The following is a 12,254-nucleotide window of genomic DNA, read 5'->3' on the forward strand; positions in this document are numbered from 1 at the left end:
ACGGCAGGCACCGTCAGCAGTGCCGGGCCGGAGTCAGGTCGCTGGAGATCGTGTAGTCGCCGGGCGTCCGGACCCGCACCTCGGTCCACCCGTCGGCGCCGGGCCGGACGCAGCCGTCCGGGCCGCTCAGCGACAGCCAGCGTGACCAGCGCACCCCTACCGGGACGTCGCCGGGAGTGGCGGTCATCCGCACCGAGCCCCGGTCGGCGGCGACGAGCCGGCCCGGCGCGCCGACCAGCGGCGTCGGGTCGGCCACCGCGTACAGCCGCCAGGTCGCATCACGCCAGACCTCCCGCAGGTACGGCAGGCCGGCGCGGATCAAGGCGGCCTCGTCCCGGCCCCACCGGTCGGCGGGTGCGTCCGGGGCGACCGCCACGTAGGTCACCGCCGTGTCGCGCAGCCACCGCTGGTAGGTCTGCGCGCTGAGCGTGCCGTCGTAGAACAACGCGTTGCGGTCGCTGTCGACCTGGCGTTCCCAGCCGCGGGCCAACGGCACGGTCGGCGGCAGGTACGCGGACTCCCAGTGGTCGCGCAGCGGCACCACCTCGACCCGACCGACGGGCTCCCGTCGGTTCAGCTCCTCGACGAGCGGCCGGTGGAACGCCGGGGCGCTCTCCGGCGCGCCGGCCCGGGTGACGTCGCTGGTCATCACCGGCGACTGCCACCACACCGTCGCCGCGAGCAGCCCGGCGAGCCACGGGCCCGGCAGCGGGACGTACGCGGCCAGCACGGGGAGCGCGAAGAGCAGCGGCAGCCGCAGCGCGTTGGAACCGATCGGGCTGGGCACGTAGTAGGCGCCGATCAGGAGCACGACGGTGAGCGCCGCCCCGACCCGCAGCACCCGGCGGCGGCGGGGCACCAGGACCGCCACCAGCACGGCGAGCGCGACGTTGATCCGCATCGACTCCGCCGAGTACGGCTGGGTGCCGCCGTTGCCGAACAGGAGCGCGATCGGCGCGAGCGTGACCACCGGGGCCAGGGCCAGCACGAACCCCTCCGCCAGCGGCCCTTCGGTGCGCCAGCCACCGGCCAGCGTCCGGCCCGGCCCGTCACCGCGCCGGACGGCGGCCAGCAGCAACGCCGCACCGGCCAGCCCGGTGAACAGGCCGGCGACCGGGCTGGCCGCCGTGGCCAGGGCGGCGCAGCCGGCGGCGAGCGCCAACCGGACCGGACGCGGCGGGCGTTCCGTGCTGACGGCGCAGAGCGCCAACAGCCCGAACGTCAGTCCGGCGGCGAACGTGATCCGGCCGCTCGCCAGGTTGCCGACCAGGACCACGGCGCCGAGGACACCGGCCAACAGCGGCCGACGGGCCCGGTTGCGGACGAAGAGCCACGCCAACGCGAACGCGCCGAGCACCGCGGCGACGGCCCCCAGTGGACGCACCCCGACCACCGCGCCCAGGCGGGCGGTGAAAAGGCTGTAGCCGTACTGGTTGACGCCGCCGTACCAGCCGAGGTCGACAGGCGTCGCACCGTACCGGTCGGCGAACTCGGCGCGGGCCACCTGCGCCGCGAGGTCGGTGCCCATCCGGGGCGCGAGCAGGAACGCGACGGCGAGCACCAGCGCGACCCCGGTCGCCGCCAGCCAGCCGGTACGCCGTCCGAGTGGACGTGGCGGCCGGTCAGGCATTGAGGACCCGTTCGGCGGCGGCGCGGGAGCGGCGGCCGGTGCGCAGGTACTCGTCGAGGAACTCCCCCGGGTCGTCGCGGCCGAGCAGCCGGACCACCCCGGCCAGCTCCACGCCGTGCCGGGGCAGCTGGTCGCCGGCCCGACCCCGGACCAGCATCAGCGCGTTGCGGACCTGCGCGGCCAGGGACCAGCCGGCGGCCATCTCGGCGGCGTCCGCCGGGTCGACCAGGCCGGCCCGCTCGGCCGCCGCGAGGGCATCGAGGGTACGCGTGCCGCGCAGCTCCGGGACCGCGCCCGCGTGCCGGAGCTGAACGAGCTGGACCGCCCACTCCACGTCGGCCAGCCCGCCCCGACCCAGCTTGGTGTGGGTGGCCGGGTCGGCTCCGCGCGGCAGCCGCTCGGTCTCCACCCGGGCCTTGATCCGGCGGATCTCGACGACCTGCTCGCGGGTCAGCCCGTCGGCCGGGTAGCGCACCGGCTCGATCATCGCCTCGAACTCGGCGCCCAGGTCGGCGTCCCCGCAGACGAACCGGGCGCGCAGCAACGCCTGCGCCTCCCACACCCGGGACCAGCGGGCGTAGTACTGGGCGTACGCGGCGAGGCTGCGTACCAGCGGACCCTGCCGGCCCTCGGGGCGCAGGTCGGCGTCGACACCGAGCGGCGGGTCGGGCGCGGGCACGCCGAGCAGTCGACGCAGCTCCTCCGCGATCGCGTGCGCGGCGGCGCTGGCGGCGCTCTCGTTGCCGCCCTCCGGCGGGTCGTAGACGAAGAGCACGTCGGCGTCGGAGAGGTAGTTCGACTCGTACCCGCCGAGCCGGCCCATCCCGATCACCGCGAAGCGCAGCCCGTCCGGTGCCGGTTGGCTGGCCCGCGCGGCCCGCAGCGCGGCGGCGAGGGTGGCGTCGGTGACGTCGGCGAGCGCCGTACCGACCTCGGTGATGTCGGCCAGCCCGGGCGAGGGCCGGGCGGTGTCGTCCGTCCGGGTCGGGCTGGGGGCGAGCGCGCCGGCCCGGCAGAGCACGTCCGCGCAGGCCACCCGGACCAGCTCCCGGCGGCGCAGCGCCCGCACCGCGCGGGTCGCCTCAACCGGGTCGGTGTGCCGGGCCGCCGCCGCGAGGAAGCCCTCCCGCAGCACCGGGCGTGGTCGCGGCGCCAACTCGTTCTCCTCGGCCAGCAGCCGCAGCGCCTCCGGGTCGCGGGCGAGCAGGTCGGCGACGTACCGGGACAGGGCCAGGACCCGGGCCAGCCGGCGGGCGACCGGACCGCCGTCGCGCAGCAGCCGCAGGTACCAGGGAGTGCTGCCCAGCTTGTCGGAGACCTTGCGGTAGTTGAGCAGCCCCCGGTCCGGCTCCGGCGCGTCGGCGAACTCGCTCAGCAGCACCGGCAGCAGGGTCCGTTGGATGGCCGCCGTACGACTCACCCCGCCGGTGAGCGCCTGGAGGTGCCGCAACGCCCCGGCGGGGTCGGCGAAACCGAGGATCTCCAGCCGGTGCCGGGCCGCCTCCGGGGTGAGTCGGAGCCCGTCGGCCGGTACCCGGGCCACCGACTCGAGCAGCGGCCGGTAGAGCAGTTTGGCGTGCAGCCGCCGTACCTCGGTGGCATGGGTGACCCAGTCGGCCCGGAAGCTCTCGACGGCGCTGCGGCCCGGCGTGGCCACGAAACCCAGCGCGGCGGCCAGCCAGCGCAGCGCGCCCGGCTCGGTGGGCACGGTGTGCGTGCGGCGCAGGGCCTGGAGTTGAAGCCGGTGCTCGACGGCGCGCAGGAAGCGATAGCCGCGCAGCAGCGACTCGCCGTCGGCGCGGCCGACGTAGCCGCCGGCGACGAGCGCGCGCAGCGCCGGGATCGTGCCGGGCGCCCGCAGCGTCTCGTCACCGCGGCCGTGCACGAGTTGCAGGAGCTGGACGGCGAACTCGATGTCGCGCAGCCCACCCGGACCGCGCTTGATCTCGCGTTCCAGCTCCTTGGGCGGGATGTTGTCGATGATCCGCCGGCGCATCGCGCGGACGTCCTCGACCGCCTCGGGTCGTTCGGCGGCCCGCCACACCAGCGGCGCGAGCTGGTCGATCCACTCCTGGGCCAGCGGCAGGTCCCCGGCGGCCGGGCGGGCCTTGAGCAGCGCCTGGAACTCCCAGGTGCGCGCCCACCGGCGGTAGTAGGCGAGGTGGCTGGCGAGGGTACGCACCAGCGGGCCGCGGCTGCCCTCGGGCCGCAGGGCGGCGTCCACCGGCCAGGCGACCATCCCGCAGACGGAGATCAGCCGGGTCGCCACCTGGGTCGCGGCCGGCAGGTCGGCGTCCTCGGCGGCCACGAAGATCACGTCCACGTCGGAGACGTAGTTCAGCTCGCCGCCGCCGCACTTGCCCATCGCCACCACGGCCAGCCGGGGCCGCTCGGTGCCCGGGGCCAGCTCACTCACGGCGATCTCGTACGCGGCGGCCAGTGTCGCGTCCGCCAGCGCGGACAGCGCCGCCATGGTCTGCTCCAGGGCACGCCCGCCGGTGAGGTCGGCCGCCGCGATCCGCAGCAGGGACAGCCGGTACGCGGTCCGCAGCACCGCCACCGGGTTGCCGTCGCCGTCCGGTTCCAGTCGACCGTCGGCGATCGGCGCGAGCCCGTCCGGCGCGGTACGCAGCGTCCGGCAGTGCTCGGGATTCGCCACCAGATGGTCGCCGAGCGCCGACGACGCACCCAGTACGGCGATCAGCCGACGCCGCAGCCCGGGATCGGCGTGCAGCTCCGCGAGCAGCGGCGAGCCGGCGGCGCTGCTGGTGCCGGCGGCGCTGGTGGTGCCGGCGGCGCTGGTGGTGCCGGCGGCGCTGGTGCTGGTGGTGCCGGCGGCGCTGGTGGTGCCGGCGGCGCTGGTGCTGGTGGTGCCGGCGGCGCTGGTGCCGCGCGGCGTGCCGGCACCGCTGGTGCCGTTGGTGCCGTTGGTGCCGTTGGTGCGGCGCTCGGCCTCGACGATGCGGTGCAGTTGGCGCAGCGCCAGGTCCGGGTCGGCGGCCCGGGACAGCGCGGCGAGCAGTTCCCCGGCCGCGTCGTCGACCGGCTCCTGCTCCTGCGGCTGCCAGAGGCCCAGCCCGTCCGGGCCGAGCAGGTCGGCGGCGCGGGCCCCACCGTCACCCTCGGCGGTGCCGAAGCCGTAGCGGGCGAGCCGGCCCGGCGCCCTCGTCGGCCGGCTCATCAGTGTCCGAGCAGCGGCAGGGCGGGCCGGATCGTGCTGTCGTCCAGCTCGCCGAGGGCCAGCGCGGCGAACCGGGCGGCGAACGGCTGCCAGACCTCCTCGACGTCCACCATCACCGAGTCGCAGGCCGCCACCACCAGCTCCGGGTCGTAGCCCAACTCGGCGAGCAGGGTCGAGTCGGCGGCCCAGTCGGCGATCATGGCGGTGTCGCACTCGATGTGGAACTGCAACCCCCACGCCCGGTCGCCGAGCCGGAACGCCTGATGCGGATACCGGGTGGAGGCCGCCAGCAGGGTGGCGCCCCGGGGCAGTTCGGTGATCTCGTCGGAGTGCCACTGGAGCACGTCCGGGATCAGCGGCACGTACCGGAACAATGGGTCCTGCTCGGCGGCGTCGCGCCGGCCCACCACACCGGGGCCGATCTCCGGCCCGGACGGGCTCCGCTCGACCAGCCCGGCGTGCGCCGTGGCGAGCAACTGCGCGCCCAGGCAGACGGCCAGGGTGGGCACCCGGTACCGGACCGCCTTGCGCAGCAGACCCTCCACAGCCGGGAACCAGGGCGCGCCGGGCGAGCCGTCCGGCAGCGGGTACGCCTGCTGGTCGCCGCCCAGCACCACAAGCGCCGCGTACCCCTCGAGGTCGGCGGGGAGTTCGTCACCGGCGTGCGGGCGGACCACCCACAACTCCAGCCCTGCCTCGGTCAGCCACTCACCCAACCGGCGCGCGTCGTCCGTCGGGTCGTTCTCGATCACCAGCGCGGTTGCCACCCGTCGAGGCTAGCGGGTGCGCCGCGTTGCGCCACGCCCCGGCGCGGGTCCGTGCCACCGCCTGGGCGTCTTCGTGCCAGTGCGGTGGTTAGGCTCTGCTGTTGTGATCAACGAGGAGACCGCCGCCGTCCGTCCGCCCGTCCTGCGTCCGGGTGACACGGTGCTGCTCGTCTCGCCGTCCGGACCGACCTCCCCGGAGCGGGTGGCCCGGGGCGTGGAGTTGCTCACCGGCTGGGGTCTGCGCCCGATACCGGCCCCGAACGCGTACGCCCGGCACGGCTACCTCGCCGGCACCGACGACCTGCGCGCCGCCGACCTGAACGCGGCGTTCGCCGACCCCGCGATCCGGGGGGTGATCTGCACCCGGGGCGGCTACGGCGCCCAGCGGATCGTCGACGCCATCGACATGGCGGCCGTGCGCCGCGACCCGAAGGTGGTGGCCGGCTTCTCGGACATCACCGCGTTGCAGCTCGCCCTCTGGCGGGGTGCCCGACTGGCCGGGGTGCACGGCCCCGGGGCGGCCTGGCGGGACGAGCGGACCCCGCTGCGCTCCGCCGAGTCCCTGCACGCGGCGCTGATGACCACCGAACCGGTGACCGTCGAGGCCGTACCCACCGAGGAGACCTTCGACGTACGCGTCCCGGGCCGCGCCACCGGCACCCTGCTCGGCGGCAACCTGTGCCTCATCGCCGCGTCGATCGGCACACCCGACCTGCCCGACCTGACCGGCGCGGTGCTGTTGATCGAGGACGTGCAGGAGCCCCCGTACAAGGTCGACCGGATGCTCACCCACCTCCGCCGGGCCGGCGCGCTGGACGGGCTGGCCGGGGTGGCCGTCGGGCAGTTCACCGACTGCGGCGACGGCTGGGACACCACGATCGTCGACGTGCTCACCGAACGCCTCGGCGACCTGGGCGTACCGGTCCTCGGCGGCCTCCCCATCGGCCACGGCCAGGATCAACTGACCGTCCCGGTAGGCACCGAAGCACTGCTGGACACCGAAACCAACACCCTGACCGTCACCCCCGCAGTCCAATAACCCCCCTTCCCCCACCCCCACCCCCGCCCGCCCGGCCGGGCCGACCCGCCCGCCCCGGCCGGCCCCGGCCCGGCCCGGTGATCAAGAGGTTTGCGTCATTTCCGGGCCGAACTCTGACGCAGACCTCTTGATCACCGGGCCGGCGGGCCCGGGGAGCCGAGGGCCGGCGGGCCCGGGGGGGCCGGGGGCCGGCGGGTGGGGGCCGCCGGCCGGGGGCCGCAGGGGTATGGGTCAGTGGGGTAGGTGGGCTAGGGGGCCGGTTTCGAGGGCTGCCCAGACTCCGTCTTGGGTGTGGACGATGCCGTGGGGTTCGGACTGCGGGGTGGGCAGGGCGTAGCTCTCGAATCGTCCGGTGGGGTCGAGGTGGCCGATCCGGTTGGCGCCCCACTCGGTGAACCAGGCCCCACCCGCCGGATCGGCCACGATCGCGTGCGGGCGCGCGGCCCGGTCCGGCAGCGGATACTCGACGATCGCGCCACCGGGGTCGATCCGACCGACCTGGCCGGCGGTGATCTCCACGAACCAGACGGCGCCGTCCGCGCCCAGGGCGAGGCCGACCGGCCCGGCATCCGGGGTGGGCAACGGGTACAGCGTCACCGTGCCGTCGAGGGCGATCCGGCCGATCGCGTTCGCGCGGTTGAGGGTGAACCAGAGGGCGTCGTCCGCGCCGGCGGTGATCATCGAGGGGAACGCACCGCTGACCGGCAGCGGGAAGGTGGTCACCTCGCCGTCGGTGGTTACCCGGCCGATGGTGTCGGAGGTCATCCCCGCGTACCAGAGCGCCCCGTCGGGTCCGGCCGCGATGCCGCCCGGCCCGGTTTCCGGCGGTAGCGCGATCGTGCGCTGCTGGCCGTCGACGGTGATCCGACCGATCCGGTCATCACCGGAGCGGGTGAACCAGAGCGCCCCGTCCGGGCCGGTGGTGATGATCAACGGACGGCCGCCGGCGGGTTCCAGCGGGTAGGTCCGGACCGAGCCGTCCGCGTCCCGGCGGGCGATGCCGCCGCCATGGACCAGCGTCAGCCAGAGCGCGCCGTCGGGCCCGAGCGTGATGCCGTACGGGCCGGCGCCCGGCTCGGCGAACGCGATCTCCCGGATCTCGACTGTCATCTCGGCGTACGTCCCTTCGTCGGCGGCGTACCGACCCTGACCGCCCGACAAGCGACCGCACAACCGATTTCCGCCGTCGATTGTCAGCCCGCTGACAGGTTCGCCATGGGTCCCGCCCAGGCTTGCCGGTCACTGTCGGTGACGGCATTGCGCATCACCTAGCCTTCTGGAGGAGAGCATGTCCCGCACCATCCGTAGGAAGCACCTGCTGGCCGGGCTGGCCGCCGCCGGCGTCCTCGGCGTCGGGATCGCCGCCCCGACGATCGCCTTCGCCGCCGACACGCCGACGCCGAGCGCCAGCACCGCCCCGGGGCCCGGGGCGAAGGCCGACCGGCAGGGCCAGTTCGCCGAGGATCTCGCCAAGGAGCTCGGCGTGCCCACCGACAAGGTGACCGCCGCGCTGGAGAAGATCCGCGAGCAGCACCGGCCGGCCGACCGGCCGCAGCGACCGTCCGCCGAGGACCGCAAGGCGGCGCTGAAGCAGCGGCTGGACCAGGCCGTCAAGGACGGCAAGCTCACCCAGGAGCAGGCCGACGCCATCACCAAGGCCGTCGAGGCCGGCGTCTTCCCGGGCGGCCCGGGCGGCTTCCCGGGCGGCCACCGCGGCCCACTCGGCCACGGCGGCCCCGCCGGCCCCGCCGGACAGGACGGCCCGGCCGGACAGGACGGCCCGGCCGGACAGGGCGGCCCGGCCGGACAGGGCGGCCCGGCCGGACAGGGCGGCCCGGCCTGATCCACTCGACTTCCGTGAAGTCGGGGTGTCCGGCGGCCCCGGATACCCCGACTTCCAGGACGTCGAGTTGATCAGCGCCGCCGGCCCGGCCTGCGGCCCAGGCGGCCCAGGCGGCCCGGTTTGATCCACTCCGCTGCGCCGATGTGGCGGTGTCCGTCGCACTCGGACACCGCCACATCGGCGACCTGGAGTCGATCTTGCCGCTGGCCGGCCCCAGGGCACCGGCCGCAGGGCACCGGCCCCAGGGCACCGGCCCCAGGGCACCGGCCGCAGGGCAGCCGCTCGCCGGCCTCAGCCCTGCGGACGGGAGCGTCAGCCCTACGCGGACGGGGGCGTGAACACGCCCACGTGATTGCCGGTCGGGTCGATCAGACGGGCCAGCGTGAGCCCGGTCGGCGTGGTCCGTGGCGGTACGAGCACCTGACCACCGGCCGCCTCAGCCCGTCGGCAGGTCTCCGCCACGTCGGTGACCTCGGCGTAGAAGATCGTGTAGTTCGGCGCCGAGCCGTCCGTTGCCCGGATCGCCCCACCGATCCCGGTGTCGCCACCGGCCCCGGTCGTCCGATAGGAACCGGTGGGCCCGCCCTCCTCCGTGAAGGTCCAGCCGAACAGGTCGCCGTAGAAACGCTCCGCCTCCTCCGGCCGGTCGGTGCCGATCTCGAACCACGTGATGGGCGTCGCGGACATGCTGCCTCCAGGTCTCCCGAGCCGGCCGTTCGGCCGGCTTCCGGTGCAGTCTCGACGCCGCCCGCGACACCGTCCTGTCGGTGTTTCCGGATCACCCGGCCGGGTGGACCGCGCAGGCCACGCGCTCACCACCAGCGCCGGGCCGCGCTCCCACACCGCCCAGACCACGCCCGCACACCAGCGCCGGACCACGCCCGCACACCGGCCAGACCACGCCCCCCTCATCCCCCGGACCACGCCATCGCCCCACCCAGGCCGCGCCCGCACACCGCCGCGCCCGCACACCGCCCGGGCCGCGCCCTCAGACCAGACTCAACGCGCGGAGCCGTTCGTGCGGGATGTCCAGGTCCGCCAGGCGGAGTTCCCGGACCACCACCTGTGGCAGGGCCTCGACTTCGCGGATCCGGTCGGTACGGAAGCAGCGCGCCTCGTCCCGCAGCCGGCACCAGGCCACCAGGTACCAGTGGTGGGAGTTGCCCAGGTAGCCCAGCGGCTCGACGTCCCGGAGCGAGTCGACGCCGGTGCGGTCGGCGTACCGGAGGCGCAGCACCCGCCGCGCGGCGACCGCGTGGGCGACGGTGGCCGGGACGGGCGTGGCCGGCCCGTCGCCGATCAGGTGCACCCGGCCGGCGAGCCGGTGCGCCTCGGCGGCGTCGGCGGCCGGCAGCACCGCCAGCAGCTTGCGCAGCGCGGTGGCGCCCGGACCGGCGAACGGCGAGCCGGCGAGCCGGTGCAGCGCCACGGCCATCGCGACCGCCTCGGCGGCGGTCAGGTTGACCGGCGGCAGGGTGTGGGCGCGGTCCAGCACGTAGCCGCCGGTACGCCCCGACTCGGCCCAGATCGGCACCCCGGCCTGCTGGAGTGCGCCGATGTCCCGTTCGATGGTCCGGCTGCTCACCTCGAAGCGGACGGCCAGCCAGCGGGCGCTGCGCGGCCGGGGCGACACCGCCCGCAGCTCCTCGACCAGCGCGTAGAGACGGTCCGTACGGTTCACACCCGGCACGCTACGACCGGGGTACGACGCCCCGGCAGGACGCGCTCAGGCGATGCAGGCGCAGACGATCAGCGCCGCGCCGAAATGCGTGGCGGCGCTGACCCGGGCCGCCGGGTGCGGCTCGGACGAGCAGATGACCTCGCCGAGCTTGCCCGGGGTGAGCAGGTCCAGCACGAAGAACGCCAACGCCATGATGGCCAGCCCGACCAGCCCGAACACCACGGTCGAGGCGAGCCCCTTGGCGAAGTCGCTGTAGCTGGTCAGGATCGCCGTGAAGACGATGCCGGCGATGCCGAGCTGGTTGGCGGCGAGCAGCAGCCCCGCGTTGGTGTTGCGCTCGACCCAGATCAGCTCCCGCAGCCGCCCCGGGGTCAGCAGGTCGACGAGCCCGAACCCGGCCGCCATGAGCCCGACGCCCACGATCCCGAACACGACGCTCTGCCAGGCACCGCTGAGCAGGTCCTCCAGCACCGACTGCCTCCCGACTCTCCGCCCGGAAGGGGTACCGGCGCGGTGATCGAGACGATAGCGGCAGCGGGCAAGCGCGTCAGCCCCGCGCCGACGCCGTGCCCTACAGCGCCAGGTAACGCTGCCGCTCGTACGGGGTGACCTCGCGGCGGTACTGCTCCCACTCGGCCCGCTTGTTGCGCAGGAAGAAGTCGAAGACGTGCTCGCCCAGCACCTCGGCGACCAGTTCGGACTCGGCCATCACGTCGATCGCCTCGGCGAGGTTCTCCGGCAGCGCCTCGTACCCCATGGCGCGGCGCTCGGCGCTGCTCAGCGACCAGACGTCGTCCTCGGCCCCCGGCGGCAGCTCGTAGCCCTCCTCGATGCCCTTGAGGCCGGCGCCGAGCAGCACCGCGAAGGCGAGGTACGGGTTGGTCGCCGAGTCCAGCGAACGGACCTCGACCCGGGCCGAGTTCGGCTTGCCGTACGCCGGCACCCGGACCAGCGCGGACCGGTTCAGGTGACCCCAGCAGACGTACGCCGGGCTCTCGGTGATCCGGTCGGGCAGGTGCTGCGGGAAGAGCCGCTTGTACGAGTTGACCCACTGGTTGGTGACCGCCGTGTACTCCCGGGCGTGCATCAGCAGGCCGGCGATGAAGGACTTCGCCACCTTGGAGAGCTTCATCGGGTCGCCACCGTCGTGGAAGGCGTTGCGCTCGCCCTCGAACAGCGACAGGTGGGTGTGCATGCCGCTGCCGGGCTGGTCGGTGAACGGCTTGGGCATGAAGCTGGCCTGCACGCCGGTGGAGAGAGCGACCTCCTTGACCACGTGCCGGAAGGTCATGATGTTGTCGGCGGTGGTCAGCGCGTCGGCGTACCGCAGGTCGATCTCCTGCTGGCCGGGCGCGACCTCGTGGTGGCTGAACTCTACCGAAATGCCGATCCGCTCCAGCGCCAGCACGCCCTGGCGGCGGAAGTCGCGGGCCACCGCGTGGGTGGTGTGCTCGAAGTAGCCGCCGGTGTCCACCGGGGTGGGCACCGAACCGTCCTGCGGACCGTTCTCCAGCAGGAAGAACTCGATCTCGGGGTGGGTGTAGAAGGTGAAGCCCTTCTCGGCCGCCTTGGACAGCGCGCGGCGCAGCACGTGCCGGGGATCGGCCCAGGAGGGGCCGCCGTCGGGCAGCAGGATGTCGCAGAACATCCGGGCGCTCTCGCCGCTGACCCCACCCTCGAACGGGAAGACCTGGAAGGTGGTCGGGTCGGGCATCGCCACCATGTCCGATTCGAAGACCCGCGCGAAGCCCTCGATCGCCGAGCCGTCGAAGCCGATGCCCTCCTCGAAGGCCGCTTCCAACTCCGCGGGCGCCACCGAGACGCTCTTGAGCGTGCCCAGCACGTCCGTGAACCACAGCCGGACGAACCGGATGTCCCGCTCTTCCAGCGTACGGAGGACGAACTCCTGCTGACGGTCCACTTCCCCAACCCCTCGCGACACTCTTTGTCCGCCTTGGCCGGGCTGCGCCCGACCTGACCGCCCAGTGTTCCCGGGCCTGGTTACGCAGACGTTACGCGAACCGCCGCCGCCCGTCCCCTCGTGTCCCGCCCGGCGAGCGGTACCGATGCGGCGTGACGCCCGCGCGGCGTCCGCGCGTGGCCGTCGTCTCGT

Annotated in this window: 10 protein-coding genes; 2 read left to right on the forward strand and 8 right to left on the reverse strand. The window is 74.6% G+C overall.

The features are described 5' to 3' along the window. Positions 1-13 precede the first annotated feature (13 nt). The 3 genes from ACN263_RS21650 to ACN263_RS21660 are packed head-to-tail and all read right to left on the reverse strand — an operon-like array spanning position 14 to position 5,578. Positions 14-1,630: a hypothetical protein gene (locus ACN263_RS21650; RefSeq protein ID WP_422736183.1), complete on the reverse strand. Its 1,617-nt coding sequence runs from the start codon at positions 1,628-1,630 to the stop codon at positions 14-16. Further along, the gene (locus ACN263_RS21655; RefSeq protein WP_422736184.1) at positions 1,623-4,811 is read right to left on the reverse strand and encodes a bifunctional [glutamine synthetase] adenylyltransferase/[glutamine synthetase]-adenylyl-L-tyrosine phosphorylase; all 3,189 of its coding nucleotides are present in this window, start codon (positions 4,809-4,811) and stop codon (positions 1,623-1,625) included. Before ACN263_RS21655 ends, ACN263_RS21650 begins: the two co-directional genes overlap by 8 nt. Next, complete coding sequence (locus ACN263_RS21660) at positions 4,811-5,578, reverse strand: type 1 glutamine amidotransferase (RefSeq protein ID WP_422736185.1); 768 nt, start codon at positions 5,576-5,578, stop codon at positions 4,811-4,813. The genes ACN263_RS21655 and ACN263_RS21660 overlap by 1 nt, the downstream gene beginning before the upstream one ends. A gap of 103 nt (positions 5,579-5,681) precedes the next feature. Here ACN263_RS21660 and ACN263_RS21665 point away from each other — a divergent pair, with 103 nt between their 5' ends. After that, the gene (locus tag ACN263_RS21665) at positions 5,682-6,617 is read left to right on the forward strand and encodes a S66 peptidase family protein (RefSeq protein WP_422736186.1); all 936 of its coding nucleotides are present in this window, start codon (positions 5,682-5,684) and stop codon (positions 6,615-6,617) included. 231 nt (positions 6,618-6,848) lie between these two features. Here the strand turns inward: ACN263_RS21665 and ACN263_RS21670 are convergent, their stop codons facing one another. Beyond that, complete coding sequence (locus ACN263_RS21670) at positions 6,849-7,727, reverse strand: virginiamycin B lyase family protein (protein WP_422736187.1); 879 nt, start codon at positions 7,725-7,727, stop codon at positions 6,849-6,851. Positions 7,728-7,905: 178 nt separating this feature from the next. Between ACN263_RS21670 and ACN263_RS21675 the strand changes: the two genes are divergently transcribed. Beyond that, complete coding sequence (locus ACN263_RS21675; RefSeq protein ID WP_422736188.1) at positions 7,906-8,460, forward strand: hypothetical protein; 555 nt, start codon at positions 7,906-7,908, stop codon at positions 8,458-8,460. A gap of 318 nt (positions 8,461-8,778) precedes the next feature. Here the strand turns inward: ACN263_RS21675 and ACN263_RS21680 are convergent, their stop codons facing one another. The 4 genes from ACN263_RS21680 to glnA form a co-directional block, all read right to left on the reverse strand. Continuing rightward, complete coding sequence (locus ACN263_RS21680; protein ID WP_422736189.1) at positions 8,779-9,147, reverse strand: VOC family protein; 369 nt, start codon at positions 9,145-9,147, stop codon at positions 8,779-8,781. A gap of 301 nt (positions 9,148-9,448) precedes the next feature. After that, on the reverse strand, positions 9,449-10,141 hold the full coding sequence (locus ACN263_RS21685; RefSeq protein ID WP_422736190.1) for a helix-turn-helix transcriptional regulator: 693 nt from the start codon (positions 10,139-10,141) through the stop codon (positions 9,449-9,451). A 45-nt stretch (positions 10,142-10,186) separates the two neighbouring features. Then, the gene (locus ACN263_RS21690) at positions 10,187-10,612 is read right to left on the reverse strand and encodes a DUF350 domain-containing protein (protein WP_355051479.1); all 426 of its coding nucleotides are present in this window, start codon (positions 10,610-10,612) and stop codon (positions 10,187-10,189) included. Positions 10,613-10,712: 100 nt separating this feature from the next. Further along, complete coding sequence (gene glnA / locus ACN263_RS21695) at positions 10,713-12,062, reverse strand: type I glutamate--ammonia ligase (RefSeq protein ID WP_421472446.1); 1,350 nt, start codon at positions 12,060-12,062, stop codon at positions 10,713-10,715. Positions 12,063-12,254: the final 192 nt, after the last annotated feature.

The organism is Micromonospora sp. WMMD729, from assembly GCF_049315225.1.
In the GTDB taxonomy this organism is placed as follows: domain Bacteria; phylum Actinomycetota; class Actinomycetes; order Mycobacteriales; family Micromonosporaceae; genus Micromonospora.

What these genes read in the sequence shown, in the direction of transcription:
- ACN263_RS21670 (WP_422736187.1), bottom strand. Translation starts at nt 7,727, where the DNA reads ATGACAGTCGAGATCCGGGAGATCGCGTTCGCCGAGCCGGGCGCCGGC.
- ACN263_RS21650 (WP_422736183.1), bottom strand. Translation starts at nt 1,630, where the DNA reads ATGCCTGACCGGCCGCCACGTCCACTCGGACGGCGTACCGGCTGGCTG.
- ACN263_RS21680 (WP_422736189.1), bottom strand. Translation starts at nt 9,147, where the DNA reads ATGTCCGCGACGCCCATCACGTGGTTCGAGATCGGCACCGACCGGCCG.
- ACN263_RS21655 (WP_422736184.1), bottom strand. Translation starts at nt 4,811, where the DNA reads ATGAGCCGGCCGACGAGGGCGCCGGGCCGGCTCGCCCGCTACGGCTTC.
- ACN263_RS21675 (WP_422736188.1), top strand. Translation starts at nt 7,906, where the DNA reads ATGTCCCGCACCATCCGTAGGAAGCACCTGCTGGCCGGGCTGGCCGCC.